Source organism: Cohnella sp. AR92, from assembly GCF_003990975.1.
Taxonomy (GTDB): domain Bacteria; phylum Bacillota; class Bacilli; order Paenibacillales; family Paenibacillaceae; genus Cohnella.
This window is the reverse complement of sequence record NZ_RZJR01000007.1, coordinates 333,079-359,759: the sequence shown is the minus strand read 5'-3', so window position 1 is coordinate 359,759 and position 26,681 is coordinate 333,079. Positions and strand designations below refer to the sequence as shown.

Here is a 26,681-nt window from a genome sequence, read left to right as displayed (position 1 = left end):
GACCCCGAAACCCCGACCTCGCCCCCATTCCTAAGCTTTGCTTACGGGACCCCCTATTGCCCTCTTGCTTCCATCATCTCTTCTTCAGTTCGAAAAACTCGCAAAGCGCGCGCGGGTGATAGGCGAAATCCCCTACGCCGGATTGAATGATGATCGTGTTCTCGTCGAATCGGATGATCACGCCTCCGGAATCGACGATCTGATCGTCGCGGAACACTCGGATTCCGAGCTGTCGCGTCATCGCTTCCTCGAAATCCGCATCTGTCGTGAGTCTGCGCTGGATAGCCATGGGGCATCCCCTCTCTCTTATTTTCCATAAAATCGCATAAAGACAAGCCTATCCGACACGAACGGTCACGTTGTCCGAAATCTTGGCATGGAGTCTCCGTCCCCCTCATACAATGTACCACTTCCAATAGAGTAGGGTGGGATGCGAAGAATGGACGTGGAACTGTCTTCCCTGCATTGGGTGTACCTGGCGTTCATTGTATTCATTCTGGCGCTATTGATCAAGAGAAGGGACACCACGATGATCTGCGTCGCCGGCATTCTCGCGCTGGCGCTGATCGCGACCGAGAGCCTGAATGACTCCGTCTCCGGCATCTTCAACAGCTTTACCTACGCGACCAAGGAATTGATCGGAACGATCTTCATTATCTCCATTATCGTCTCGATGAGCCGGGTCATGATTCGCACCGGAATCAACGAGATCATGGTTCGGCCGCTGACCGGCTTCATGAGGACCCCGGCACTTGCCTTCTGGGGAATCGGCATCATCATGATGGTAGCCTCCTGGTTCTTCTGGCCTTCCCCCGGAGTCGCTTTGATCGGAGCGGTGCTCCTGCCGGCCGCGGTGCGGGTCGGGCTGCCGGCCCTCGGCGCCGCTATGGCGATGAACCTGTTCGGTCACGGGATCGCGCTGTCGGGGGATTACATTATTCAGGGGGCTCCCAAGCTGACGGCCGACGCGGCGGGGCTTCCGGTGTCCGAGGTGATGGAGGCGAGCGTGCCTCTTGTTATCGTGATGGGGGCGGTAACGACGGTTCTGGCGTTCTGGTTCATGCATCGCGATCGGAGAAAGGGAACGTGGAAAGACGGGCTCGTGGAGGGCGGCCAATCGGCGCTGTCCGCGGATGCCGGTTCGATCTCGCTGCCGCTGCGGGTGAAGCAATGGGCGGCGATCGTCATTCCGATTCTGTTCCTGCTCGATGTCGTCGCCATGTTCGCCTACGATCTGCAAGGGGGAGACGCGACCGCGCTCATCGGCGGCACGGCGGTGCTAATCCTCGTCGTGCTGGCCCTTCTGGCGCATCGGAACCAAGGACTGGAGGAGATGACCTCGTATCTGGTGGAAGGATTCCAGTTCGGGTTCAAGATTTTCGGTCCCGTCATTCCGATTGCGGCGTTCTTCTATCTGGGAGATTCCGCCTTCACGCAGCTTCTTGGCGACAATCTGCCGGCCGGCTCGCACGGAATCGTGAACGATCTCGGGGTCGCTCTGGCGAACGCGGTTCCGGTGAACGGAGTCGTAGGCTCGATTACGTTAACGGTAACGGGAGCGATCACCGGACTGGACGGTTCGGGCTTCTCCGGCATCTCGCTGGCGGGCTCGGTTGCGAGCATGTTCGCCACGGCCATCGGCTCCGGAGCGGCGACGCTTACGGCGCTGGGGCAAGTGGCGGCGATCTGGGTCGGCGGGGGAACGCTCATCCCGTGGGCGCTTATCCCGGCGGCGGCGATCTGCGGCGTCAGCCCGTTCGAGCTCGCGAGGCGGAATCTGAAGCCGGTTCTGATCGGCCTTGGGGTGACGACGATCGTTGCGATGTTCCTCGTATAGAAAAAGGGTTTGGAGATCGGGCTAAGCTTCTTCTGGGGGCTTAGCCTGTTTTTATATTCAGGTTTACGTGTAACTATATATTACAAATGAATTAATAAATAGGCATTAACTTGAATGAATGTTAGTTATTTATCCGATTATCATAAATAAAAATTGAAAATATGGCAAACTACTGCTAAAATTGTGTTAATTTTAGTGACATCAAATAGGGGGATGCGGTATGGGGAAATGGTCAATCGTGGCAATGACGGCAGTGTTGGCTCTGTCTTTAACGGCGTGCGGCTCCAAGAACGACAAGCCGGCCAGCGGCAGTGAAGCAAGCTCCGGCGGCAGCCCGGAGCAGGTTGTTCTCAAGGTGGCCACCGACGCCAGCTATGCGCCTTTCGAGAGCATGGACAAGGACAAGATCGTCGGCTTCGACGCGGACTTCCTGGATGCGGTCATGAAGGAAGCGGGACTTTCCTATAAGCTGGAGAATGTCGGCTGGGACGCGCTGCTCGCGGAGATGACCCAAGGCGACAAGAGCAGCTACAAGGCGGCTATCTCGGCGATTACCATTACGGACGACCGCAAGCAATCTTCCGATTTTACGATTCCTTATTTCGAGTCGGTCAACATGATTCTGACCAAGGAAGGGTCGACGGTTGCGAACGCGCTGGAATTGAAGGACAAGAAGGTGGCCGTGCAAGGCGCGACAACGGCGGATGAACTGATGAAGGGCATTATGGGCGACAGCAACACCAACTTGAAGCGCTTCGACAGCAATACGCTGGCGCTGCTGGAGCTGGACAACGGCGGGGTCGACGCGGTCGTGGCCGACTTCGGGGTCGTGCAGGCGTACGTTCAAGAGCATCCGGACAAGAAGTACAAAGCGATCTACGACAAGAATAACTTCGCGCCCGAGTATTACGGAATCATGCTTCAGAAGGGCAGCGCCGATCTGAAGTCGAAGCTCGACGCGGCGGTCGAGAAGGTTCGCGCAAGCGACGAGTACAAGGCGATGTACAAGAAGTGGATCGGCGTCGAGCCGGATACGGCGGATTTGCTGAAGACGAAGTAAGTCCCTAGCGGGAGCCATCGCATGCGTAATGGAGACGTTACGCATGCTTTTTTACGATATGTACCCACGCGAGAGGAGCGCTTCCGGTGGACTTCAAATTCGACATCATCCGGGATTACTTCCCTCTGTTTATGAGAGGGGCCGGCTATACGGTAGGAATCTCCTTGCTATCCATTCTTCTGGGCGCGCTGCTGGGGCTCTTGATCGGGTTCGGCAAGATGGCCTCCGGCTGGTACTTCCGATGGCCGGCCAGCATGTACATCAACTTCTTCAGAGGCACTCCGCTTCTCTTGCAAATTCTAATGACTCATTTCATTCTCATTCCGAATATCCTCGGCAAGACGAATGCCCTCGCCGCCGCGGTCACCGCGTTGTCGCTCAATTCGGCGGCTTACACGGCGGAGATCTACCGGGCCGGCATCCAATCGATCGACCCGGGGCAGCGCGAAGCCGCCTATTCGCTGGGGTTGACCCCCTTTCAGGCGATGCGGCACGTCATTCTTCCGCAGGCGGTGAAGCGGATGATTCCCGCGTTCGGCAACGAATTCATCGTGCTGGTGAAGGACTCTTCCTTGGTTGCGTACATAGCCGTACCCGAGATCATGTATTGGGGCAACGCGATGAAAGGCCAGTACATGCGGGTCTGGGAGCCCTACTTCACGGCAGCCTTGATCTATTTTGTTCTCACCTATCTGCTAAGCAAGCTGCTTCAGTTCATCGGGAGGAAGGTGTAACGGCATGAGCGATCCGATCATTCGGGTATCCGGCCTGAACAAGTCCTTCGGCGCTAACCAGGTGCTCTACGATATCGATCTCGAAGTGGCGAGACAAGAGGTGGTCGTCGTCATCGGACCGTCCGGCTCCGGCAAGTCCACCATGCTGCGCTGCCTGAACCTGCTGGAGAAGCCCAATTCCGGAGACGTATTCATCGAGGGCAAGTCGCTCATGGACGCGAGGACGAAGATAACGGAGGTCCGCGAGGAAGTCGGGATGGTGTTCCAGCGCTTCAATCTGTTTCCCAATATGAACGTGCTGGACAATATCACGCTGGCTCCGATTCGCGTCAGGGGTTGGCCGGCCGAGAAAGCCGAAGCGAAAGCAATGGAGCTTCTGAGGAAGGTCGGGTTGGAGGAGAAAGCGCAGGCCCATCCGGATTCCTTGTCCGGAGGTCAAGCGCAGCGGGTGGCTATCGCGCGGGCTCTAGCGATGGAGCCGAAGATCATGCTGTTCGACGAGCCGACCTCGGCGCTGGATCCCGAGATGGTCGGCGAGGTGCTGAGCGTCATGAAGGAGCTGGCGTCCGAAGGGATGACGATGGTCGTCGTGACGCACGAGATGGGCTTCGCCCGCGAGGTCGGCGACCGCGTGCTCTTCATGGAGCAAGGGAGAATCGTGGAGAGAGGCACTCCGGCGGAGCTGTTCGAGAACCCTCGGCAGGAGCGGACTCAAGCTTTCTTATCGAAGGTGTTGTAAGCAGAAAAGGTGCCGAAGAAGCTCCGTGCGGGAGCAGCTTCGGCACTTTGCTGTTCGCAGACGTCCTCCGAGCTCCGAAGGGCAAACGGGCGGGAGATAGTGGAAAAAAACGACTACCGGCGGAAAACGTAAGGGTGGAGGCTGCGGAGATCGGCGCAATGGAGCGTTGGACATTTGTTCCATCGCCGTCCAGAGGGTAGAATAAGAGGCATAGAGAGCAAGACATCAGCCTTATTCGGAAGGAAGCCTGCATATGCCACGCAATCAAGCTAGACATTCGGCCGCCATCTCCCTCGGGATTATGGGTGCCGGCTTTATCGGTACTTTTCCGCTGCTCGGCTACGGAGCCGGGGCGCTTCTGCATGGAGGCTTCGAAGCGGGATTGGTGGGCGGTCTGGCCGACTGGTTCGCCGTGACGGCGCTGTTCCGGCATCCGCTGGGGATCAAGATTCCCCATACGGCTCTGCTGCCCCGGAACCGGGACAAGGTCATTCGTTCTCTCGTGAACGTGATCGAGAACGAATTCCTCACGAAGGAGAGCATCAAATCGAAGGTCGGAGCTTTCCTCGCGGGAGACAAGCTGCTCTCGTTGGCCGAGCGTCATGCCGACGATGCGGTCCGGGCGATCGTCTCCGTCAGCGAGTATGCCGCTCGTCATCTGCCGATCGATCGGATCGTGCCGATTCTGGCGGAGCAGTTGAAGCTCAAGGCGAAGGATCTGGATTCCTCCGCCGTCCTTACCGTGCTGCGAGACGAGGTGCTGGAGCGAGGCTACGAGGAGCAAGCCCTTCACTTCCTGCTGCGCAAAGCGGAGGGCATCCTGGTCCGGGACGCCGCGAGGGATCAACTCGGAGCGATGGCGGCGAACGCGCTGTCCGGAATCAAGGCCGGCGGGCTGATGGGCTTCGCGGTGAACGCGTTCGCGGGCTTCATGAGCGAGGACAAGCTCGGCGTGCTGCTCCAGAATGCGATTCTCTCCAGCTTGAGAGAGATGAGGCAGTATGAGAACCATCCGCTTCGAATGCTGCTATTGGACGAGATTCGCCGTATTCTGATCGAACTGCCGAACCAAGCGGGAGTCGCGGAAGGGCTGGATGCCGCGAAGCTTAGCATGCTGAACGGCTGGGATCTGGAGGGTTACTTGAGGAAGTGGCTCGGCGAGCTGCGGGAGAGGGCGATCGCCTTCGTTCAAGAGGAACGCTACGCGACCGAGATCGTCGCTCCGGCGGTGAACGGCTTCCTGGCTCGCTTCCGAGAGGAGCCGGAACGGCTGGACGGCATCCTCGGCTGGGTCGAGGATCGCATCTCCGGCCTTGTCGACGAGAACCATTCGCGCATCGGCGCGCTGGTTCGGGAGAATCTGGACAAGCTGGACAACAAGACGCTGATCGAGATGATCGAGGACAAGGTCGGTTCGGACCTGCAATGGATCCGGGTGAACGGAGCGGTGTGCGGCTTCCTGATCGGGCTGCTGCTGGAAGGAGTCAACCTGATCTTCTGACGGGGGAATGTCTCGGGGTTACCGGCCTGGCGGCGATGGCTGTACGGGGAGCAAGGACATATATTGAGGCAAGGACTGTGATGCGTTGTGTCACAGTCCTTTTGTTTTGTATAGCTTGTTCTATTAGCGACATCAAATCGTCAGGCAGGTGAGGAAAATGTGGATATGGGCAAGCGAGAAGGAGATTCGGCTGTGGCTGGACGGGCTTCGGCAGCTTATCGATCAGATCTCCGTCGGCAGGGATTCAACGCTAGACGGCATGGAAGATAAGGGCGGGAAGGCGGCGTCCTCCGTTCGGCAGGAGTCGGGGCAAGAAGGCGAGCGAGACGACGGGGATGCTATGCCTCGGGCTCGGGCATCCCGGGCGAGCGCGCCGATTCAGAGCTCGCTCGAGTCGGCCTTGGGCCGGAAGGTCGAGCTGTCTACCGTAGGCGGTTCGATTCAAGGCGTACTGGCCGAGGTGGGAGACGGTTTCGCCGTCGTGCGGGAATCGGAGGAGCTGATCGTGATCGCCAATCTGGATCAAGCGATATACGTGGAGGTGTCGGGAGAATGACGGACCGATTGCAAGGTTGGATAGGGCGGGAAGTACAAGCCGCTACCGCAAGCGAGGTGGTGGCGGGCGTGCTCGTGTCCGCGGACGAGGGGCGGCTGGTCGTGAGAACGTCGGGCGTCTCCGGCTACGGCAACGGAAGGCATGCGGTGCTTCCTCTAGCGTCAATCTGTTACGTTCGATTGATAGCATAAGGGAAGGAGCTTGGAGACATGCCGGATCGAATAAAGGGAAGAGTTAGCGTCGTGGTTACGAATTACAACAAAGGGGCTTTTTTGATAGAGTGCTTAGACGGCATCGCTCGCCAGAGTTACCCGGACTGGGAGCTGATCGTCGTGGACGACGCGTCGACGGACGAGTCCGCGAGAATAGCGGAAGAATGGATAGAACGGGAGAGGGAAGGGGCTCTTGCGGGAAGGGAATGCGTGCTGCTGCGGCTTCCGCGCAATGTCGGCTATTCCGGCGCAAGCACGGCAGGGCTGTACCTCGCTAGAGGAGAATACGTCGCGGCGCACGATTCCGATGATCTCTCGGATCCGGAGCGGCTGGCGAAGCAAGTCGCGTTCCTGGAATCGCACCCTGCGATTGAGCTGCTGGGCACGAATTACGCCGTCATCGACGAGAATGGGCGGAAGGGGGGCAAAGCGGGCTGGATCCGGTACGGGGAGCAGATCGGGAAGGTTTATCGGAGCGGCGGGCATTGCATCTGCCATGGAACCCTGCTGATCAGGGGGAGCCTATTCGATCGGACGGGGGGCTACACCCGCGCCCTACCCGGCGCGGAGGATTACGAGTTCATCGCCAAGCGTCTGAATCCCAAGGCCGACAACGCGGAGAACCTGCCGGAGGTTCTGTATTACTACCGGCAGTACCCGGGGCAGCGCTCCCGTTTGTACTACGGCAAGAATCGAGGCGGACGAGAATGATCGGGCCCGAGCGGAGCAAAGTCCTGATGGTGATGGACAGCTTGGCGGTCGGGGGAACGGAGACGCACGTGCTCAGTCTCGTGAAAGCTCTGGGCCGCGTCGGAATCCAGCCCTATTATGCGGGAGCGGGAGGGAGGATGTACGAGGCTTACGCGCGGGCCGGGTGTCCGATGTACAAGATCGATCTTACCCCGGGGCGGCTCCTGAATCCGTCCGCCGGAGAGGCGGTGGTGGGCGAGCTGCGCCGGATCATGCGGTTCAAAGCCGTCCGGATCGTCCATGTGCATCAGACGCCGTCGGGCGTATACGCCGCAATCGCGGCGCGGGAGCTCGGGATTCCGGTCGTATTCACCGTCCACGGCGCGTATTATTCGCATGAGCAGCTTCGGGAGATGAAGGAGCTCGGCTGCCTATTCATCAGCGTAAGTCTGCCGGTGCAAGCCTATCTGAACGGGCTGGGGATCGAGTCGGAGCTTGTGCCGAACGCGGTCGACCCTTTGGAATTCTACCCGGGGCCCGCTCCATCGGGGCTTCGGGAATCGCTCGGCATACCGGACGCCGCTCCCGTCGTCGTCTATGCCAGCCGGCTAGCCTGGGACAAGGCGGCGGTATGCTCGATGCTGATCCGCGCCGCGGCAAGGATAAAGGACGGTCGGGGCGCTTCTCTCCATCTGGTTGTCGTGGGGGATGGCAATCAATATGAAGAGATCAAGAGGATCGCGCAGCAAACTCAGAAGGAGACGGGGCGAAGGTTCATCCACCTGGTGGGCAGCCAGACGAGAATTCGCGACTATCTCGCTTTGGGCGATCTGGTCGTCGGAACCGGCAGAGTCGCCCTAGAGGCGATGCATTGCGCGAAGCCGGTGCTCGCGATCGGCAACCACGGTTACTTCGGCATGGTGGAGCCGCAGGTCTATGATCGGGCGTGGGAGATGTACTTCGGCGATCACGCTTCGGAGAGGCGGCCGACGGAGGAGGTTATCGCGGATCGCCTGGCGCTGGAGCTGGAAGCTCCCGATCGATTGCGATGGATGGGGAATTCGGCGAGAAAGTGGGCATCGGAGCGCTTCGGCATCGACCGGATCGGCGAGTCGCTCCGGCGAATCTACGGGCGGGCGGCCGAGGCCGCCCGGGAAGGAAGGGGAAGCGCGAATGAAAAGGAAGGTGCTCTATCTCGGATGGATCGGATTTAAGAATTTCGGAGACGAATTCATGTGGACGCTGTTCCGGGAATTGGCGGATCGGTATCTTCCTTCCGACCGCTACGAGATCATACCGAGCGTTCCGGGAGTCGACGTGAAGGATCTGTCCGGCTACGACACCGTCGTGTTGGGCGGAGGATCTCTGCTGATCGGAGGGTACGCGGATCTCGCCCATCAAGCGGCGAAGGAAGGCAAGCGGCTGATCGTCTGGGGCAGCGGGTACGATTGCATCCACCTCTCGAAGGCGGAACGCCGGGGAGTCGTTCGCCCCGAATCGGTCCGCGAGAGCGACGGGTATCGGAGCAAGCTGGCGGATATCGCCGGGCATGCTTCCTTCTTCGGGGTTCGAGGGCCTTGGACTCTCGCGTATCTTCGGGAGCAAGGAGTTCCGCTAGACCGGATTCGAGTGAGCGGCGATCCCGGTCTGCTGGTTGCGGCGCCGGAGAAGGCGTCGTCGGTCGATTCCGCGGGCGGAGAAGGATCGCTTGAGGCAACGCAAGATCGCTGGATCGGCATCAACTGGGGGACGGTCTACAACCGGATCTACGGAGCGGACGAGGCCGCTCTGGAGGATTCGCTGGCTTCCGTGTGCCGTACGCTGATCGCACGCGGGTTCAAGCTGTATCTGTACGTCGTATGGGGGCCGGACCGCGAGGCGAGCCGCCGCCTGTTCGGCAAGATAAGCAGCGAGAAAGTCGTGTACGATCCGGATGTCCACGAATATCCGGAATATATCCGAATGATGGAGAGGCTTGAGCTGACGGTTAACCTGAAGCTTCACGCCTGCGTTCTATCCGCGGCGGTCGGGGTTCCGTTCGTCAGCCTGGGCTATCGCTTCAAGTGCTTCGACTTCGCCTCGTCGCTAGGAGCGGAGGAGATGATCGTGCCGACCGACGAGGCGGACGCGGAGACGGCGATTCTCCGGGCGATCGATGCGGGCTTAAGCCGGAAGCGGGAGCTCGCCGCGAGCTTCGCGGAGGCCAAGGGCCGGGCCGAGACGCTTCTCCGGGAGCCGTTCGAACGGGGGCTGTTCTAACGTCCCGCCCCGGACGGCTGCCGATATCGCGTGGTATAATGGGGTTGCCGCGCGTTCCGGGCCCTTCGTTCCCGGCCTAAACGCCGGCTAATCGAAGAGTCCGGAGGTTTACATAGATGCTGCTCATGAACGAGAAAATCAAAGCGTCCGAGGTTCGGCTCACCGGGGTGAACGGCGAGGACCTGGGAGTCGTGACGCGAGATGAAGCATTGGAGACGGCCCGCAAGCTGAAGGTGGATCTGGTGTGCGAGTCCTTATTCAGCAGTCCCCCGCCATGCAGGCTCGTCGCCCGGGGGGCGGCGAAACAGCAGAAGAACGAAGCGTCCAAGGCGGATCGATCCGCCGGACAAGCTCCCAAGGTGAAGGAGCTGCGTCTCACCCCGCATATCGAAGAGCATGACTACGACACCAAGCGCAGGCAGGCGGAGAAGCTGCTCGCTTCCGGCAATGCCGTGCAGTTCGTGGTAAAGCTGACGAACGCCAAGGAGGGAGCGGCGGCCAAGGAGCTGCTCGAACGGTTCGCCAAGGATCTTGCCGCGAACGGACGCCGCAAGACGGGCATTCAGGTAAGCGGCAAGCAAGCGGCCGTTCAGCTGGATCCGGTCTAAGCCGTATGCGGTCGAAGCCATATCGAGCCTATTTCATGTACGAGTATTGTCAGCTTATCTAACAAAATAGGCGCTTATTCCTTTGACGTATCGGCAGAGATACGCTATGCTTGATTTACGCTTAATTTCCAACGGCCGCGTTGGGAAGCGGGGGAACCAGTCATTTGGGGCGAATCACCGGTCTATCGATGAAGATGGCCGGTCGTAGGGTACCATCTACCCGAGTCCGTCAGCTAACCTCGTCAGCAGGAGATGGGTCAGGCGCATTTTAATTTAATTGCAGTAAAGCCAGGGACCCTAATTAGGGTCCCTTTTTGTCCTTTTGCCTGCTCTCCATCCGGCGCTGCGTCGTAATCGTCCCCCTGTCCCCGGCCGTAAGGCGGAGTAACCAAATCCAACGGAGAAGGAGTAGAGAGAGATGATCAGAGCCCTTGTATTTGACTTTGATGGAACCATTATTGACACGGAGACCGCATGGTATGTTGCTTTTCGAGAAGCCTACCGGCGGCACGATGTGGATCTTACCCTCGAGACCTATTCCCAGTGCATCGGCACCAGCCTCGGTTTATTCAATCCCTATGAACACTTAATTACTCACCATGGACTTCCCATCGATCGAGTTGAGTTCCGAGAGTCGGTTCGCAGCCGGCATTCGGAGCTGATGAAGCATGAAGCCGTACGCCCCGGAGTCGAAGCTTTCCTGGAGGAAGCCAGAGCCAGAGGCATGCAGTTGGCGGTTGCGTCCAGCTCTTCGAGAGAATGGGTGGATACCTATCTGGAGCGGCTTGGCCTGGCCGATTATTTCCAATGCATTCGGACGGCAGACGACGTGAAGAACGTGAAGCCGAACCCGGAGCTGTACCTTCGGGCACTAGACGCCTTAGGTGTCGAGTCCCATGAAGCCATCGCTTTCGAAGACTCGCCCAATGGGGTGAGAGCGGCGCTGGCGGCAGGCATGCACTGCGTCTTGGCTCCGAACGAGACGACTCGCCTTCTTGATTTTCCCCAAGTCGGACATCGGGTGGATTCTCTCGAGGAGCTGGACTTCGGGCGATTGATCGCTTCTCCAAGTGGAGTCATCTAAAATTTACGAGCAATTCGATAAACAGAGATAGGTCGGCGAGACCGTAAGAAGGAGCGAGATCGTTAACGAGAACCCATTAGAGTTTCGATAAAGCAGGCGCTACATCGATCCGTTCCTCCGGATTCATTCGGCGGCTCGTCGCACAAGGACGGGAGAGAGAATAACCGGAGAGGAGAATTGGCCATGCTGGCGAAGAAGGCCGTGCATTTCGGAGCGGGGAACATCGGGAGAGGCTTCATTGGCATGATGCTATCCCGTTCGGGGTATGAAGTATGCTTCGTGGCCCGCAACGAGAAGCAGGTGGCGCTGTTGAAGCAGAACAGGAGCTATCAGGTGACGCTTGCCGGGGAGGCAGAGCGGGTCGAGCAGGTGGAAAATGTAACGGCGGTCCATCTGAGAAACGGAGAGGCAGTCAAGCGAAGGATTGCGGAGACGGACCTGATCACGACGGCGGTCGGGGAGTCGGGCTTGCCCCATATCGCGAAAGCGATCGCCGAAGGAATAGCCGTGCGGCTCCGGGAGAATGAACGGCCGCTTCAGGTGATCGCCTGCGAGAATGCGGTGAAGGGCAGCTCGAAGCTCAAAAAGTGGGTTTACTCGCATCTTAAGGAAGAGGAGCGGGAGCTCGCCAACCAGCGAGTCTCCTTCCCGAACGCAATCGTGGATCGGATTGTTCCTCCGCAGAGCGGGAGCGACTCGTTGGGCGTTCGGGTAGAGCCCTTCTGCGAGTGGGTGCTGGAGAGGGACCCCCTTAGTGCAGGGGCGGAGGAAATTCGCGGCGTCCGTTACGTCGATTCGCTGGAGCCTTATGCGGAGAGGAAGCTCTATACCGTGAACGTCGGCCACTGCGGGGCCGCCTACTTCGGCTACCTGGCCGGGTACCAGACGATTGGGGAAGCCCTGGAGGACACCTCGCTGCGTCAGAAGGTGGAGGGCGTTCTGGAAGAGACGGGAAGGCTTCTCGTGCACAAGTACAATTGGAATGCCGAGGAGCATCGTCGGTACATTCGCAAGTCGATGCAGCGTTTCGCGAATCCGAACCTCATCGACAAAGTGACGCGGGTCGGTCGTTCGCCGTTGCGCAAGACGGCGCCGGGAGACCGGCTCGTACGTCCGGCGATCCAGGCGGAGGGACTCGGCATGCAGGCACCGCTTCTGACGCAGCTGATCTCGGCGGCGCTCTTGTTCGATGACGAGAACGATCCAGAGGCGATGCAGCTTCAACGGCGCATTCGCGAGAACGGGGTGCGGGACGTCATCCGCAACCATATGGGCATTCGCGAGAATCAGCCTCTTCACTTCCGGATCGCGGAACAATATGAACGGCTGAAACGCAAGGCGGCGGACCGATAACGATAGGCGGCAGCGGCGCGGGAGCTCGGTGGCTCCCGGCGCCGCTGTCGTGTTATAGTGGTTCGAGACAAGATCGGAGCTGAGGCGAATGTTCTTATATGATAACGAAGCGATAAGACGGATTCGGGAGCTCTCGCCGAAGATGGAAGCGGCGGGTCGGATCGACGATTGGCTGCTAGAGCAAGTTTATGATGAGAGACTGTTCAAGCTGTTCGTCCCGAATGAATATAACGGAAGAATGACCCCTCTGCCGGAAGCGCTGAAGCTGTTCGAGCGAGCGGCCTGGGCGGACGGAGCCCTGGGCTGGCTAGTAACGATCGGCTCGGGCGGCGGCTTCTTCGCGGCGACGATTCCCGAGAGAGAAGCGAGAGCGCTGTTCTCCGGACGCGAAGCGGTGCTGGCGGGCAGCGGGCTCCCTACCGGGAAGGCGATCCCGGTCGAAGGAGGCTACCGGGTGAACGGACGCTGGCAGTTCTGCAGCGGCTCGACCTTCGCCAGCTTCTTCACCGCGAATTGCTTAATCGAGCGGGAGGGACAGCCGGACGAGATGCGCTCGTTCGCTTTCCGGCCGGAGCAGGTTGAGATCATCCGAGATTGGAACTCCTTCGGCTTGCGCGCGACCGCGAGCCATTCGATCTCCGTCGCGGATGCCTTCGTCCCGGCGGAGATGACGTTCGACATCGTGTCCGAGCCCCGATTCGAGGACGCGATCTACCGCTATCCGTTCCTCCCCTTCGCGCAGGTGAGCTTCGCGTCCGCTTCCTTGGGAATGTCGCGGCATTTTCTGGAGGAGTGCCGATTGTTCTTGGAGCAGAAGAGCGGGATCTGGCGGGAGAAAAATCCGGCGCGCTTAAAAGCCCTGGAGGATTGCCTCGGAGAGCAGGAACGGCGCCGGGAGGAGGCGTCGGAGGCGTTCTATCGGACGGTGGAAGCAACCTGGGCGGAATTCGAGGCGTCCCGGGAGCTCCCGGAGGAGAGCTGGAAGGAGATCAGCCGGGTGAGCCAAGAGGCGGCCGCGATCGCAAGAGCCGGCTCGGAGGCGATCTTCCCTCTGCTCGGAATGACCGCTCTTCAGCACGATCATCCGCTCAACCGCACGTGGCGGGATTTGCATACGGTGACGCAGCACTCGGTGCTGCTGCCGCTGCCGGAATAACGACAGAAGGGAAGCGCAAGCGGCTTGGCCGCCGTGCGCTTCCCTTCTTCTATTCCCGAGCCTGCTTATTTCTTCTTGGCGATGGAGAAAATGACCGTTTTGTTCGCGTTGTCGATCTGAACGTCCACGTTGTCGTCTCCGATCACCGTTTTCCTCGATTCGATCGTCTTGCCCGCCGCGACCTTCGTGCAGATGTCCGAGAACAGCTGGTTGAACGTCGAAGCGTTATAGCCGAACAGGTAGTTGCCGAACAGCTGCACCGCTTCCTGGTTGCGAGCGAACGTGCCTTCTCTCAAGCGGATCGTAATGCCGTACGTGTTGTACTGCGGGTCCAGCCAGAGCGTGGTCTCTTCCGTCGGTTCCTTCGCGCTCGCCGCCCGGTTCAGCACGCCGGCCTTCTCGTCCCCGTCCTTGAACAGGCGCAGCGTCGTCTCGAACAGGTCGTGGTTCGTTCCGCGCAGGGCGCCGGCTTGAGCCAGGATGTCGTAGGCCTTGTACATCCGTTGGTCCGGGAAGACGACGACCTTGCTTCCCCCGCCCGAGGTCGGCACGGCCCGCTCCAGGTTGTCGGCCGATACGGGGACCGCGATCCGGTTGGCCGGATGGGTTAGCCGGTCCAGAATGACGAGCGCCTGGGCCCTGGTGACGACGTCGCCGACTCCGAAGTAGCCGTTCGGGTAGCCTTGGATGATTCCCTTGGCCAGCGCTTCGCCGATGAACTTCTGCTCCCGGTCGCTAGCGCTGCGGATATCCCCGTAGGCGGAGGCGAGCTTCTGCCCGAATTGCTCATCCTCCAGATACTCGGTCTCCTTGAGCGTATAATAGATCACTTCCGCGACGTTCTGCCGGGTCATATCCGTCTGGAAATCGGAATAACGGCTCTTGTTCAGGAAGTTCAGGTCGCTGGCGACATCGATGAACGGCTTCGCCCAGTAACCGGTCGTGCTGGATTTGAAGTCGAAATAACGATAGTCCTGCTTCAGGATCGTCTGGTTCTCGGTGCTGAGCGAGCTCAGGAATTTCTGGCTCCAGTTGCGTTCTCCGTTGCTGTAAAGATCGGATTCGGAGACGATCAGCATCTTGATGAACTGATCGACCTGCACCGGAGCGTCGGGCCGGAACGTCCCGTCCGGATACCCGTCCAGAATGCCCTTCTTCATCATCTCGTTAATGGTCTTCTCGGCCCAATGGCCATGGATATCCTTGAAGGTCGTCGCTGCGGCGACGGTCGCTTGCGCGGCTTCCGCCGTTCCCGAATTCGGGACGAGCCCGTAAGCCGATAGTCCGCCTCCGATCACTGTCCATACCAGGATTGCCGCCGTCCATCTTCGCATGTGTATCCTCCCGTGTTCACAATCATGATTCCGCCTGATGGCCTTGCTCGAACCTTGGCAAGAAAGCGCTTAAGGCGTCGAGAAAAGCCGACAGATACAAGCTAATCATACTTGGAACGGGGTGAACAACGGGCGGGACGCCTAAACTGGCAGACTCCGGAAGTCTTGATTCGCATAGGCCTAATGGCCTGCAATCCGCGCGAGCCAAGGGGTTCGGCCTTATTGCCTAGTTTGCCGGGATTGCACGTATAGACTAGTCAGCCTATTGGATGGCCTATTGAAAATCCTATTGGGCGGCCTATTCGAATGCCTATTGTATCTCTTATTGAGTTGCTTATTGAATTGCTTATTGAATTACTTATTGATTGCCTATTGTTTGCCGGCTAGCTGCTCGAACAAGCCTCCATCGGCGAAGTGCTGGCTGTTCAGATCCTCCCAGCCCGTCAGGTTGTCGTCTACGGTGAGCAGGGTCCTCTCCGGGAAAAGGTTGGCGAACTGCTCGTTGACGGAGGCGAAGCGGGAACGGTAGTAGTGTCGGGAAGCGATGGTCTGCGCCCGCTCCGTGAACAAGTAATCGGCGTATCCGGCAGCCGCCTCGCGGACTCCGTGCTCGTCGGCGACGCGGTCGACCGTGGAGACGACCGGCTCCACCGTCAAGGTGACGGACGGCACGATCACTTCGATCTTGCCTTGGGCGGTCGTGTTCGCGAGGCGAAGGGCTTCGGCTTCCGTCGTCAGAAGAACGTCTCCGGTTCCCTGCTCCAGGAACTTCGCTTCCGAGGCCGCCAGATCGGCGTCCAGCTCCGCTGCATTCGCATAAATCGAATGGACGAGCTTCTTCGCCGCTTCCTCGTCTCCGTCCTTGTTGAGCGCATACGCCCATGCGCCGGCATAGCTCCAGCGGGCATCGGTATAGCTCTTCGGATCGGTCGCCACGAGCTTGATCCCCGGCTTGGCCAGATCCTCCCACTCCTTGATGCCGAGCGGATTGCCGCTTCGAACCGCGAAAGCGACCGTCGTGTAGTACGGCGAACTGATGTAGTCGTACCGCTGCTGCCAGCCTTCGCCGATGAGCCCCTTCGCCTGGATCGCATCGAGATCGGTGCCGACGCCGAGAACGGCCAGGTCGGCTTTAAGCTGGCCGTTATTGATGGCCTCGAGCTGTTTGGAGGAAGGGGCGGCCGACTGCTCGATGCTGACGTCTTGTCCGGTGTTTTCTTTCCAATAGGAAGTGAAATCCGCGTTCAGATCTTTATACAGATCGTCCGTACCGTCCGTGGAGGCGATCAGCAGCTTGGCGGGCTTGCTGTAATCGGAGGAGGGAATCGCTTCGGATGGCGCTGCATTCCCCCCTTTATCTCCGTTGGCGGAGGAGGAGCAGCCGGACAAGGCGATGGATAGGGCGATAAGAAGGAATGCGGCGGCGCGGCGGCCCGGGTGCCGGTTTGTTGTGCGGTTCTTGCGGTAAGACAGAGGTGAATAAAGCATAAGGAAGCTCCCCTTTGTATGAATTCTTTTAAATCCGATTGGATTTCTATAATTTGGTGAGATTGTAGCAATCGGGCGAGGAGGATGTCAATTGGAAAGTGTAAAATAAAAGGTAAAATAAATGTTAAAACATAGTTGACGGGTATGAATAATGTGATATATGATGGGCACACGAGTTACGAATGCCATAGCAGCCGACCGGATCGCCGGAGGCCACGATTAGCACAGCCCGCTCCCGGGCTTCTCTGATCGCGGCCTCTTTGTCATTCCTCGGCTGCCCAAATCTCAATTGAAGAGGGAGATCACCGGTATGAAGAGATCGATTCGCCTGTTAATCCTGATTGTCCTAGCTTTCGCCATGACGACAACCAGCGCTTTCGCCGCGGTGTCCAAGAAGCAGGAGAAGAAAAGCGTAAGCCTGCTGAACGTGTCCTACGACCCGACTCGCGAGCTGTACGTCGATTACAACGCCGCCTTCGCGAAGTACTGGAAGAAGAAGACGGGCCAGACGGTTACCGTCAAGCAATCCCACGGAGGCTCGGGGGCTCAAGCTCGCGCGGTCATCGACGGCCTGCAAGCGGACGTCGTTACGCTCGCTCTCGAATATGACGTGACGGCTATCGAGAAGAAGGGGCTGATCGACAAGGGCTGGCAGAAGCGCCTCGCCAATAACAGCGCTCCTTATAAGTCCACTATCGTATTCCTCGTGCGTAAGGGCAATCCGAAGAAGATCAAGGACTGGAACGATCTTATCAAGCCGGACGTCTCGGTCATTACGCCGAACCCGAAGACTTCGGGCGGAGCTCGCTGGAACTACCTGGCCGCATGGGCCTATGCTCTGAAGCAGAACAAGAACAGCGAGGACAAAGCGAAGGAATTCGTTAAGAAGCTGTACGAGAACGTTCCGGTTCTGGATACGGGAGCGCGCGGTTCGACGACAACGTTCGTCGAGAAGGGAATCGGCGACGTGCTGCTGGCATGGGAGAACGAAGCGTACCTCGCCAAGAAGGAATACGGAGACAAGTTCGAGATCGTGACTCCTTCGCTCAGCATTCTGGCGGAGCCGACGGTAGCGGTCGTGACGAAGAACGTCCAGAAGCATGACACCCGCGAAGTCGCGACGGCTTATCTGGACTACCTCTATACCGAAGAAGGACAGCGGATTATCGCGAAGAACTTCTATCGTCCGATCAACCAGAAGGTCGCGAAGGATTACGAGAAGCAATTCCCTAAGCTGAATCTGGTCACGATCAAGGACTTCGGCGGCTGGGATAAAGCGCAAGCGACCCACTTCGCGGACGGAGGCACCTTCGACCAGATCTATCTGAAGAAGTAACGCCAGAAGCGAAGCGCAAGCGATCGATCCCTATAATCCATTAAAGGTGGTATCCGATATGTCCTCCATTCGCACATCCATTCCTCGTTTGGCAGCCCTCGCCCTGGCGGCGGCTCTGGGATTCCAGACCCTCTTGCTCGGGGCGGCGCCGTCGGCGTCCGCAGCCGTTAAGCCGATCTCGCTCACGGTGGACGGATCCGTCGTCGACGGAAGCTCTCTCCTCGTCCGGAACGGAGTCGCGCTCCTTCCGCTGACCGCGATTCCTTCGGCATTCCAGGCGACGGCTAAATACAGCGAGACGAATCAGACGATCTCGATCAAGCAAGGCCCGAGACTGATCATCCTGCAGATCGGCTCGAAGACGGCCAAGGTGAACGGAGTGAAGACGGTCTTGTCTGGCGCACCCGTCCTCATCGAGAACGCCGTTTACGTTCCCGCCCGCTTCGTCGTGGAAGCTCTCGGCGGCAAGCTGGATTGGAACGCCGGCTCTTCGAGCTTTGAGTGGAACACTCAGCTGCACGCGATCGACCGGGATGGCTACACTTCGTTCATCAACACTTACGGCGAGACGCTGTTCTCCGTCAAAGGAGAGGCAAGCGACTTCAGCGAAGGGTTCGCCTTAGTCAAGCAAGGGGATCTCTACGGTTATCTCGACAAGAGCGGCAAGCTCGCCATCGAGCCTCAGTTCTCCGAAGCTTATGACTTCTCGGACGGTCTTGCCCTGGTCGTGAAGGATGGCGTCTCCTCTTATATCGATCGGACCGGCGCGGTCGCGCTGACGCCGAAATTCGACGAGCTGTACGATTTCTCGGAGGGGCTTGCTCTCGTTCGCTCCGGAGACAGCTTCGGGTACATCGACAAGACCGGCAAGCTGGTGATCCCGGCCAAGTACGAGGACGGCTTCTACTTCTCCGAGGGCTTGGCGGCGGTCCAGGTGGACGGAAGCTACGGCTACATCAACAAGCAGGGAGCGCTGGTGATCCAGCCGATCTATCACAATGTCTCGGACTTCAAGGGAGGCCTCGCTCTGGTGCAGAAGCTGGAGACGACGCCGGGCGAGGTCGTGGACGAATCCGAGGGAATCTTCGGCTACCTGAGCCCGAACGGCGTGTTCAAGATCCCTGCCGAGTACGCGAAGGCGTTCCCGTTCAGCAACGGTCTCGCCGCCGTGGAGGTAGAGGGCGCGATCCGGTACCTCGACAAGACCGGGGCGGTCGTTCTGCAGACGGAATACTCGGATGCCGGCAACTTCAGCGAGGGCTTGGCTTCCTTCGGCGAAGACGGCAAATACGGTTACTTCAACAAGAAGGGCGATGTCGTGATCAAAGCGGGCTTCGACGTTGCGGATGACTTCTCCGGCGGCCTCGCGCATGTCATCTCCGGCGATGAGGAGGGCTACATCAACACCCGCGGCGATTTCGTCGCGAAGTGGAAGTACGTGGCCCCGGTCGAGGACGATAAGGCTTCGGCATAATCGAGCGTGTCAAAGGAAGAACCCCCATCTCTCGTGTTCGTGCGAGGGTGGGGGTTCTTCCTTGTTCTTGAGGAGTGCAGAGCGGTAGGCGGAAGAAGGTAACCAGACTGCGCACATGGGCAGGGATGCCCGGCGGAGGCGGAAGAGGGTAACCAGAATACGCACATAGGTGGGAATGCGCGGCGGTAGGCGGAAGAAGGTAACCAGAATACGCACATAGGTGGGAATGCTCGGCAGTAGGCGGAAGAAGGCAATCAGGCTACGCACATTGGTGGGAATGCGCGGCGGTAGGCGGAAGAAGGTAACCAGAATACGCACATAGGTGGGAATGCGCGGCGGTAGGCGGAAGAAGGTAACCAGACTGCGCACATGGGCGGGATTCGAGTACGCATGGCGGGTACAGGTGAGTAACAACGACTCAACTGAAGCGCCGATAGGGGCGAGGAGGGGGCAAGGTGAGTAGACATTACACAAGTGGGTGCCCACGTGGCTGCATGGCGGGTACAGATGAGTAACCACGACTCAACTGAAGCGCCGATAGGGGCGAGGAGGAGGCTAGGTGAGTAGACATTACACAAGTGGGTGCCCACACGACTGCATGGCGGGTACAGGTGAGTAACAACGACTCAACTGAAGCGCCGACAGGGGCGAGGAGGAGGTTAGGTGAGTAGAAATTACTCAAGCGAGTGCCCACACGACTGCATGGCGGGTACAGGTGAGTAACAACGACTCAACTGAAGCGCCGATAGGAGCGAGGAGGGGGCTAGGTGAGTAGAAATTACTCAAGTGAGTGCCCACACGACTGCATGGCGGGTACAGGTGAGTAACCACGACTCAACCGGAGCGCCGATAGGGGCGAGGAGGAGGTTAGGTGAGTAGAAATTACTCAAGTGAGTGCCCACACGACTGCATGGCGGGTACAGATGAGTAACAACGACTCAACTGAAGCGCCGACAGGGGCGAGGAGGAGGTTAGGTGAGTAGAAATTACTCAAGTGAGTGCCCACGCGACTGCATGGCGGGTACAGATGAGTAACAACGACTCAACTGAAGCGCCGACAGGGGCGAGGAGGAGGTTAGGTGAGTAGAAATTACTCAAGCGAGTGCCCACACGACTGCATGGCGGGTACAGATGAGTAACCTCGACTCAACCGGAGCGGCATTGGGAGATTATGCGTGAGGCAGGAGGCTTCGCCGACAGCATTGCAGTCGCAATTAGGGGAGACAGCCTCGCCAAGGCAAGTCGCCAACGACAAAACAGGCTGAGCCAAGGTCGTAAGACCCGGCTCAGCCTTAGCAATCAAATCATTAGAAGCTCGCGAATCTCCTGCTCGGTGATGGCGGACAGTCCCTCTTCGCCAGGCTGGATGACCTCGGCGATGAGGTCCGTTTTGCGCTTCTGCAGCTCGACCATTTTCTCCTCGATCGTACCTTGGGTGACCAGCCGGATGACCTGCACGACGTTCTTCTGCCCGATCCGGTGCGCCCGGTCCGCGGCTTGCTGTTCGACGGCCGGGTTCCACCAGAGGTCGTAGAGAATGACGGTGTCCGCTCCGGTCAGGTTGAGGCCGGTTCCGCCCGCGCGAAGCGAGATCAGGAAGATGTCCTGCTCCCCCGAATTGTAGCGTTCGCACAGCTCGACTCTCTCCTGCGAAGGGGTCGATCCGTCCAGATAGAAGCAGCTCAGGCCGCGCAAGGCGAGTTCCTCGCGGATGATGTTCAGCATCGAGGTGAACTGCGAGAAGATCAGCATTCTTTTCCCGGAGCCTAGAGCTTCCTCCACGATCTCGAGCAATTGTTCGAGCTTGCCGGAATCCCCCTCGTAATTCTCCAGGAACAAGGCAGGGTGGCAGCACAGCTGGCGAAGCCGGGTGAGTCCGGCAAGAATCTTCATCCGGCTCTTCTGGAAGCCTTCGGTCTGCAACTGCATCAAAGTCTCGGCTTGAATGCGCGCCAGATAGGCGACGTAGAGCTTCTTCTGCTCCTCGGTAAGCTCCGACATCTGCAACGTCTCGATCTTGTCCGGCAGCTCCTTCAGCACATCGGACTTCATCCGGCGGAGAATAAAAGGCCGGACGCGCTTCGCGATCGCTTCGCGCGACAGCTCGGAGAACGCCCTCCGGCTCCCGAACAGCTCCGGGAACACGGCATCGAACAGCGACCACAGCTCGTCGAGCGAGTTCTCAATCGGGGTTCCCGTCAGCGCGAAGTGGTATTTCGCCCTTAGCAGCTTGACGGCTTGGGCCGTCTGTGTCGCATGGTTCTTGATCGCCTGAGCCTCGTCGAGAACGAGGGAATGGAAGTGCTGCTTGGCGTACAGCTCCATATCCCGGCGAAGCAGCGGATACGAGGTGATCAGCACGTCCACCTGCCCCAGATCGTCCAGAATGCCGCTTCTCTCCTGCTTCGCTCCCGCGGCGATAACGGCATTGAGGTCGGGGGCGAACTTCGCGATCTCGTTCTTCCAGTTATAAATAAGCGAAGCCGGCGAGACGATCAGGACCGGCAGGCCGCTCTCGCGGATGTTCTCCCGCTCCGACTCGATGAAGGCGATGCCCTGAAGCGTCTTGCCCAGCCCCATATCGTCGGCGAGAATGCCGCCGAAACGGTAATGGCCGAGCGTCTTCATCCATTGGAAGCCGAACTTCTGATATTCGCGGAGGATCGGGTCAAGCTCCTCGGGGACGGCAAAATCCAGATTGTCCGGATTGCGCATGTTCTCCAGGAGCAAGCGAAGGGAGCGCCCGAACTTCACGTAATTCCCCCGCGGCTTCGAGTCCATCAGGGAGAGGCCGCGGACGACGGAGAGGTCGAGCCGGGAGCCCTTGATCTCGGAACTCCGAAGCTCCATCTCGTCCATGAGGCTCGCGATCTCCCGGAAGCTCTCGTCCTCCAGGGAGAGGAAGCCTCCGCTGGCCAGGCGGTAATAGGATTTTTTCTCGACGAGGTTCCTCAGAATGGACTGGATCTCTTCCTCGTCGATGCCTTCCATATCGAAGCGCACTTCCAGCCATTGGGTCATCGGGTCGACGTCGAGAGTAAGTCTCGGAGGAGCAAGCGGCTGCTGCAGCGCCTCTCTCATCACCGATGTAGAAGCGACCTCCATCAGCTTCTCTAACTGAGGGAGCAGACGGAATTGGAACCGGTAGATCTCGTCTTCGTCGTCGAGATACAGCTCGCTTCCGTTGTACTTGAAGTCCGCCATCTCGATCAGGGCCATGATTCGGCTCTCCGTCTCGACGTCGCGGAGCAGAATCCGATCTTCGCTCGTGCGCCGGCCTCGCTCCGGCTTCATCGGATCGATTCGGATATCGCCGTACTCGTACGTGAGGCGGGCGAGCAGCCGGCTGTTCACCCAATCCAGATCAAGCTTCGCATGCAAGCGAGGGCTGATGATCCGGTCGGAGACGGCTTGCGCGATCACGACCTCCCCCATGCGCTTCAGGCCGGGGATGACCCGATCCATGAACGGTTCGATCTGCGCGGGGGGAATCAGGACCTGCTTCAAGGACTTGTAGGCGAACATTCGCTTCAGTTCGTCGAGCCGGCGCATGGTCGCTTCATCCATGGGATACAGGACGGCATCCGCGGCGACATAGCCGTAGGTGTCCATGACCTGAACGTGGTCCAGGCCATGGATATCGAGCTGATAGCCGTCCCCCATCGACGGATTGATCTGGAACTCCAGCGGAAGCGGTTCGTCGGAGACGTGAATGCTCTCCGATTCGCGCATGCCTTGTTCGAACCGAACCCTCGCATGGCGGAACAAGGGAAGCAGCTCTTCCCAAGCCATCGGAGGCAGAATCAGGGCCCGATCCTGTTGGAGGGAGAAGCCGCCGACGGCGCTGCGGAAGGCTTCCCGGTAGGCCGCCTCGCTGCGTACGATGCGGATCAGCTGGCGCACGATCGCTTCATCCTCCGGACGGAAGCGATGGAAGGAGGGATCGTAGGTAAACAGCTTGGCGAAGGCGTAAGGGAGCTGCTGCTCGATTTTCCCCAGGAATTCCTTGATCTTCTGCACGATATAAAGCCGCTTGGGGCCGACCTTCATCTCGATGGCGAAGAGCGGAGAACGGGTATTCTCCAAGACGATTCGGCAGGTGAATTCCGTATCCAGATAGACGGCTTGGTCGGCAGGCTCTTCCGACTCGCCCGGGGAGGCGAGAGGGGCGTCGAACAGCGAGATCATATTCTTCGTGAATTGAACGTCGCGGCTGCTGAACGCGGGGGGCTCGGCTGGCCGGACGGCCGGAGCTTGGGCTTCTTGCGGTTCTTGGGCCTTCTGCTCGTTATAGAGATGGATCAGAACGGCGGCGATATGCTTGCAGAAGTACTGGGAGTGGCGCGCTTCGCAGTCGCATCGCGCGTCCTCGATCCCCGAATTGTCCATGATGATCCGCACCGTGTATCTCGTGCTTCCCCATACATAGGCATCGAATCTTCTGTCGGCCTCGTTGAAGTTCACCTCCATGACGCGGTGAGCTTCGTAATACTTGAGTCCTCGTTCATAAGCAATCTGGCCGCACAGCAGCTTGATCTGCTGAAGCGATAACGAACGGCTCATGCGGAGGTTCCTTCCTCGCCCGCTAACTTAATAGCGATTGTTTATTAATATTTCATTATACCACAGAGTTGTAGGGATAAACGAAAGGGAGAGGAGGGGGTGGCGTGGCCGGGGAGACGGCGCCGCTGAGGGAGCCTCTTAGGGACCGCGGATGAATCTTTCAAGTTCGCGGTTTTCTAGTCCATTCCGTCCAGGAAACCGCATAACGGGTCCTTTCGGGCTATCGATCGGAGGAAGGGCTTGTTGTATCATGGAAATAAATGTCTGACTAGGCGGGGAAAACGGAAATGGAGAGAACCAAGGTTCGCATCCTGCAGAATCTGCAAGACACTTACAGCGCGGCGTACCGGTTGTCCATATTAGCGGTAGATGGGCAAGGCGCGCCTCTGACGAAGCCTTCTCTGTCCGAGAGCGGGGAGGCGCTGGCCCGCCTGATGTCCCACGCGGAGGAATATGACCTTCGCGATGCTCTAAGGAGGCTGGCTCCTTACGTAAAAGACATCCAAGCGGTCACGAGGTACGACTACGAGACTTTCCTGAACATGAAGTACATCGTCGCTCCCCTTAAGCTTCCCGGCGGCTCGAACGGCACGATCTGGGCGGGACCGTGGCTCGACGACAGCCAGCGAGGATCGGGACTCCTTCGCAAGAGCGAATTTTACTCTCTGCCGGAAGGAATCGAGAAGACGCTGGAGGCGATTCCTTCGGCGCAAAGCTCTTTCTCCGCGGGGATGATGGAGAAGATCGGGGAGCTGGCGGAGGCCGCTGCGGCAATCCTGCAGCCGAATGAAGAGAGGGAGCATTGCTCCTCGGAGGAGCTCGAGCATCTGCAGGCGGTCGGCCGATGGACTTCCCCTTCCTTTGCCGCAGCCGGCGTGAACGAAGAGGAGGTTCTTCGGCTCGCGCTTCAGACGGCGGGGCTGGGCCTATCGGGCTTCGCGAGAAAGAAGGAGCATGAACGCTTCGAGATCGAATCGGTCGTCGGGGACGAACTCGGAGCGGCGCTGATCGGACAGTCTTTCCATTCGGGGGAAGGCTGCCTGGGCCATGCGGCTCTCATGCAGAGAAGAACGGCATGGGAACATACCTCGGGCATATCGAACGGAGGCCTGTTCTCGAAGGCCGGCTCCGAGCCGCAATGGATCGTCGGGTATCCGATTATCGTCCGGGAGGAGGTTCGCGGGGTGTTGTTCGGCGCCGAATGGTCGGCTCGCCGGCCGTCCCCGGCCGCTCTGGAGATGCTTCAGCTCATCGCGAATCAATGGGGAGATCGCCTCCATCGCGCCGAGCAGCAAGAAACGCAGAAGAAGCAGGCCTTGCTCGTGGCCATGCTGAATGAAGTCCATTATTCCATAGCCGAGATTCCGGACCTGAGACGGATTCTTACCGTGATGGTGGAGACCATGCACAAGCTGACGGGAGGAGCGTTCAGCAGCATCGTTCTCTTCAACGAACCGGGGAAGACGGCGGAAGCGCAGATCGTCTCTAGGGGACTAAGATCGGATCAGACGGCTTGGTACGCCGCCGAGACATCGGAGCGTTATCACCGAATGAACGCATGGCTGGGACAGAGGGGACGAACTCCGATCTTCCGCCAGACAAGCTGGGGAGAGCCGGTGATGGAGATTCCCTTCTGCTACGGCAGGAAAATAACGGGGGTTCTATCCATCGGCAAGTCGGAGAGGGACGCCCAGGAGTCCGACCGGTTCTTCTTGTCCGCTCTGGCTATGATCGGGGAGCTGCGGCTGTTCGAGCTGCAGCAGATGGAAGCCCGGGCGAATCGAAGCTACCTCGAGATTCTCAGTTACTCCCTCTCCTATTGGGACCCGGAAGGCTATTCGCCGTTCCTTAGGAAGCGCGAGCTTCTGTCCGCTCTCTGCGGCAAGCTGGGATTCTCGCCGGCTGCCTCCGATCTTATCGATCAAGCCTACAAGATCAGCCGATACGATCCCGCCTTCCTCTGGGAAACGATCCCCTGGCATTCCGACGCCATCGGGCTGCTGGAGGAAGCGCTGGGCATCCTGGAGTATCGAGGCCAAGCGGATGCTTACCTGGAGTTCGGCTTCAGCCAGGAAGCCCAAGCTCTGGCTCTCGTTCTGGATCCGCTCCAAGACGCGGGGCAGGAGGCAGCGGACCCCTCCGTTCAATCGGTCGCGCTCGGCATCCGGCTCGTGTTCGAAGAGCTGCTGGAGGAACAGGTTCCGAGCGTGAGCCATGTCGCCATCGGGCGCGATCCCGATGCGTGCAAGGGAGACGAGCTCGATTACGCTTCTCTAACGATGCGGGAGAGGGAGGTTCTGGAGCTTCTGATTCAGGGATGCACCAACCAGGACATCGCGGAGAAAATGTACATCAGTTCCCATACGGTGAAGAATCATCTGACCAAAATCTACATGAAGCTTGGAGTTGCCGATCGAACTTCCGCCATGATTAAGCTTCTTAAGGCCTAAGTTTCGCGACCCTGAAGAGGCGTGGAATTCTAATAAGAAAGTCCCATAAACCGTCTCGATAAGTCCGAATGGACTATGGGGGCGGTTTCTCTTTTTTCCCGACGCGGGATAAGAAAGCCCTATTCCTACTGGAAAATATTCCTGTTCTCCATAAAGGCAAATAAGAAGGGCTGAGGATAGGAAGATGAGCCTCTTTATTAGCATAATTAAGAGGATTTGGGATTTGCACGGAAAAAACAGACATCCG

Annotated in this window: 21 protein-coding genes and 1 riboswitch; of the genes, 17 read left to right on the top strand and 4 right to left on the bottom strand. The window is 58.8% G+C overall.

Going from position 1 to position 26,681, the window contains the following annotated elements:
- Positions 1–73: 73 nt before the first annotated feature.
- The gene (locus ELR57_RS13945; protein WP_126959687.1) at positions 74–289 is read right to left on the bottom strand and encodes a hypothetical protein; all 216 of its coding nucleotides are present in this window, start codon (positions 287–289) and stop codon (positions 74–76) included.
- Between the two features lie 150 nt (positions 290–439).
- Between ELR57_RS13945 and ELR57_RS13940 the strand changes: the two genes are divergently transcribed.
- From ELR57_RS13940 to ELR57_RS13875, 14 genes are all read left to right on the top strand, one after another.
- Positions 440–1,837, top strand: a complete 1,398-nt coding sequence (locus tag ELR57_RS13940; RefSeq protein ID WP_126959686.1) for a hypothetical protein — start codon at positions 440–442, stop codon at positions 1,835–1,837.
- A 220-nt stretch (positions 1,838–2,057) separates the two neighbouring features.
- Positions 2,058–2,897, top strand: a complete 840-nt coding sequence (locus ELR57_RS13935; RefSeq protein ID WP_126959685.1) for a basic amino acid ABC transporter substrate-binding protein — start codon at positions 2,058–2,060, stop codon at positions 2,895–2,897.
- A gap of 86 nt (positions 2,898–2,983) precedes the next feature.
- Positions 2,984–3,631 carry an amino acid ABC transporter permease gene (locus tag ELR57_RS13930; RefSeq protein WP_126959684.1) on the top strand — a complete coding sequence of 216 codons (648 nt, stop codon included), beginning with the start codon at positions 2,984–2,986 and terminating at the stop codon, positions 3,629–3,631.
- Positions 3,632–3,647: 16 nt separating this feature from the next.
- Positions 3,648–4,370: an amino acid ABC transporter ATP-binding protein gene (locus ELR57_RS13925; RefSeq protein ID WP_126959708.1), complete on the top strand. Its 723-nt coding sequence runs from the start codon at positions 3,648–3,650 to the stop codon at positions 4,368–4,370.
- A gap of 253 nt (positions 4,371–4,623) precedes the next feature.
- Entirely contained in the window at positions 4,624–5,871 is a 1,248-nt protein-coding gene (locus tag ELR57_RS13920) for a DUF445 domain-containing protein (RefSeq protein ID WP_126959683.1), read from the top strand.
- Between the two features lie 157 nt (positions 5,872–6,028).
- Positions 6,029–6,427: a hypothetical protein gene (locus tag ELR57_RS13915; protein ID WP_126959682.1), complete on the top strand. Its 399-nt coding sequence runs from the start codon at positions 6,029–6,031 to the stop codon at positions 6,425–6,427.
- Positions 6,424–6,618 (top strand): hypothetical protein, encoded by a 195-nt coding sequence (locus ELR57_RS13910; protein WP_126959681.1) that lies wholly within the window; start codon positions 6,424–6,426, stop codon positions 6,616–6,618. The genes ELR57_RS13915 and ELR57_RS13910 overlap by 4 nt, the downstream gene beginning before the upstream one ends.
- Before the next feature lie 18 nt (positions 6,619–6,636).
- The gene (locus tag ELR57_RS13905; RefSeq protein WP_126959680.1) at positions 6,637–7,350 is read left to right on the top strand and encodes a glycosyltransferase family 2 protein; all 714 of its coding nucleotides are present in this window, start codon (positions 6,637–6,639) and stop codon (positions 7,348–7,350) included.
- On the top strand, positions 7,347–8,543 hold the full coding sequence (locus tag ELR57_RS13900; RefSeq protein WP_126959679.1) for a glycosyltransferase: 1,197 nt from the start codon (positions 7,347–7,349) through the stop codon (positions 8,541–8,543). Before ELR57_RS13905 ends, ELR57_RS13900 begins: the two co-directional genes overlap by 4 nt.
- Positions 8,503–9,588 (top strand): polysaccharide pyruvyl transferase family protein, encoded by a 1,086-nt coding sequence (locus ELR57_RS13895; protein WP_126959678.1) that lies wholly within the window; start codon positions 8,503–8,505, stop codon positions 9,586–9,588. The genes ELR57_RS13900 and ELR57_RS13895 overlap by 41 nt, the downstream gene beginning before the upstream one ends.
- Positions 9,589–9,704: 116 nt before the next feature.
- Positions 9,705–10,196, top strand: a complete 492-nt coding sequence (gene infC, locus ELR57_RS13890; RefSeq protein WP_126959677.1) for a translation initiation factor IF-3 — start codon at positions 9,705–9,707, stop codon at positions 10,194–10,196.
- 108 nt (positions 10,197–10,304) lie between these two features.
- Positions 10,305–10,457, top strand: a riboswitch (cyclic di-AMP (ydaO/yuaA leader).
- Positions 10,458–10,614: 157 nt separating this feature from the next.
- On the top strand, positions 10,615–11,280 hold the full coding sequence (locus ELR57_RS13885; RefSeq protein WP_126959676.1) for an HAD family hydrolase: 666 nt from the start codon (positions 10,615–10,617) through the stop codon (positions 11,278–11,280).
- Between the two features lie 183 nt (positions 11,281–11,463).
- Complete coding sequence (locus tag ELR57_RS13880; RefSeq protein ID WP_126959675.1) at positions 11,464–12,633, top strand: mannitol-1-phosphate 5-dehydrogenase; 1,170 nt, start codon at positions 11,464–11,466, stop codon at positions 12,631–12,633.
- Positions 12,634–12,721: 88 nt separating this feature from the next.
- Complete coding sequence (locus ELR57_RS13875) at positions 12,722–13,789, top strand: acyl-CoA dehydrogenase family protein (RefSeq protein ID WP_126959674.1); 1,068 nt, start codon at positions 12,722–12,724, stop codon at positions 13,787–13,789.
- Between the two features lie 65 nt (positions 13,790–13,854).
- Here ELR57_RS13875 and ELR57_RS13870 read toward each other — a convergent pair whose 3' ends face one another.
- Both ELR57_RS13870 and ELR57_RS13865 read right to left on the bottom strand, forming a co-directional pair.
- Positions 13,855–15,123, bottom strand: a complete 1,269-nt coding sequence (locus ELR57_RS13870) for an S-layer homology domain-containing protein (protein WP_126959673.1) — start codon at positions 15,121–15,123, stop codon at positions 13,855–13,857.
- A gap of 369 nt (positions 15,124–15,492) precedes the next feature.
- Positions 15,493–16,611: a sulfate ABC transporter substrate-binding protein gene (locus ELR57_RS13865; protein ID WP_126959672.1), complete on the bottom strand. Its 1,119-nt coding sequence runs from the start codon at positions 16,609–16,611 to the stop codon at positions 15,493–15,495.
- 310 nt (positions 16,612–16,921) lie between these two features.
- Between ELR57_RS13865 and ELR57_RS13860 the strand changes: the two genes are divergently transcribed.
- Complete coding sequence (locus ELR57_RS13860) at positions 16,922–17,947, top strand: sulfate ABC transporter substrate-binding protein (protein ID WP_126959671.1); 1,026 nt, start codon at positions 16,922–16,924, stop codon at positions 17,945–17,947.
- A 58-nt stretch (positions 17,948–18,005) separates the two neighbouring features.
- Positions 18,006–19,421 carry a WG repeat-containing protein gene (locus ELR57_RS13855; RefSeq protein WP_126959670.1) on the top strand — a complete coding sequence of 472 codons (1,416 nt, stop codon included), beginning with the start codon at positions 18,006–18,008 and terminating at the stop codon, positions 19,419–19,421.
- Positions 19,422–20,720: 1,299 nt separating this feature from the next.
- Here the strand turns inward: ELR57_RS13855 and ELR57_RS13850 are convergent.
- Positions 20,721–23,984: a DEAD/DEAH box helicase gene (locus ELR57_RS13850; protein WP_126959669.1), complete on the bottom strand. Its 3,264-nt coding sequence runs from the start codon at positions 23,982–23,984 to the stop codon at positions 20,721–20,723.
- Positions 23,985–24,271: 287 nt separating this feature from the next.
- Here ELR57_RS13850 and ELR57_RS28300 point away from each other — a divergent pair, with 287 nt between their 5' ends.
- Positions 24,272–26,434 carry a LuxR C-terminal-related transcriptional regulator gene (locus ELR57_RS28300; protein ID WP_126959668.1) on the top strand — a complete coding sequence of 721 codons (2,163 nt, stop codon included), beginning with the start codon at positions 24,272–24,274 and terminating at the stop codon, positions 26,432–26,434.
- The last annotated feature ends 247 nt before the right edge of the window (positions 26,435–26,681 follow it).

What these genes read in the sequence shown, in the direction of transcription:
- ELR57_RS13945 (WP_126959687.1), bottom strand. Translation starts at nt 289, where the DNA reads ATGGCTATCCAGCGCAGACTCACGACAGATGCGGATTTCGAGGAAGCG.
- ELR57_RS13940 (WP_126959686.1), top strand. Translation starts at nt 440, where the DNA reads ATGGACGTGGAACTGTCTTCCCTGCATTGGGTGTACCTGGCGTTCATT.
- ELR57_RS13935 (WP_126959685.1), top strand. Translation starts at nt 2,058, where the DNA reads ATGGGGAAATGGTCAATCGTGGCAATGACGGCAGTGTTGGCTCTGTCT.
- ELR57_RS13920 (WP_126959683.1), top strand. Translation starts at nt 4,624, where the DNA reads ATGCCACGCAATCAAGCTAGACATTCGGCCGCCATCTCCCTCGGGATT.
- ELR57_RS13915 (WP_126959682.1), top strand. Translation starts at nt 6,029, where the DNA reads ATGTGGATATGGGCAAGCGAGAAGGAGATTCGGCTGTGGCTGGACGGG.
- ELR57_RS13910 (WP_126959681.1), top strand. Translation starts at nt 6,424, where the DNA reads ATGACGGACCGATTGCAAGGTTGGATAGGGCGGGAAGTACAAGCCGCT.
- ELR57_RS13905 (WP_126959680.1), top strand. Translation starts at nt 6,637, where the DNA reads ATGCCGGATCGAATAAAGGGAAGAGTTAGCGTCGTGGTTACGAATTAC.
- ELR57_RS13900 (WP_126959679.1), top strand. Translation starts at nt 7,347, where the DNA reads ATGATCGGGCCCGAGCGGAGCAAAGTCCTGATGGTGATGGACAGCTTG.
- ELR57_RS13895 (WP_126959678.1), top strand. Translation starts at nt 8,503, where the DNA reads ATGAAAAGGAAGGTGCTCTATCTCGGATGGATCGGATTTAAGAATTTC.
- infC (WP_126959677.1), top strand. Translation starts at nt 9,705, where the DNA reads ATGCTGCTCATGAACGAGAAAATCAAAGCGTCCGAGGTTCGGCTCACC.
- ELR57_RS13885 (WP_126959676.1), top strand. Translation starts at nt 10,615, where the DNA reads ATGATCAGAGCCCTTGTATTTGACTTTGATGGAACCATTATTGACACG.
- ELR57_RS13880 (WP_126959675.1), top strand. Translation starts at nt 11,464, where the DNA reads ATGCTGGCGAAGAAGGCCGTGCATTTCGGAGCGGGGAACATCGGGAGA.
- ELR57_RS13875 (WP_126959674.1), top strand. Translation starts at nt 12,722, where the DNA reads ATGTTCTTATATGATAACGAAGCGATAAGACGGATTCGGGAGCTCTCG.
- ELR57_RS13870 (WP_126959673.1), bottom strand. Translation starts at nt 15,123, where the DNA reads ATGCGAAGATGGACGGCGGCAATCCTGGTATGGACAGTGATCGGAGGC.
- ELR57_RS13865 (WP_126959672.1), bottom strand. Translation starts at nt 16,611, where the DNA reads ATGCTTTATTCACCTCTGTCTTACCGCAAGAACCGCACAACAAACCGG.
- ELR57_RS13860 (WP_126959671.1), top strand. Translation starts at nt 16,922, where the DNA reads ATGAAGAGATCGATTCGCCTGTTAATCCTGATTGTCCTAGCTTTCGCC.
- ELR57_RS13855 (WP_126959670.1), top strand. Translation starts at nt 18,006, where the DNA reads ATGTCCTCCATTCGCACATCCATTCCTCGTTTGGCAGCCCTCGCCCTG.
- ELR57_RS13850 (WP_126959669.1), bottom strand. Translation starts at nt 23,984, where the DNA reads ATGAGCCGTTCGTTATCGCTTCAGCAGATCAAGCTGCTGTGCGGCCAG.
- ELR57_RS28300 (WP_126959668.1), top strand. Translation starts at nt 24,272, where the DNA reads ATGGAGAGAACCAAGGTTCGCATCCTGCAGAATCTGCAAGACACTTAC.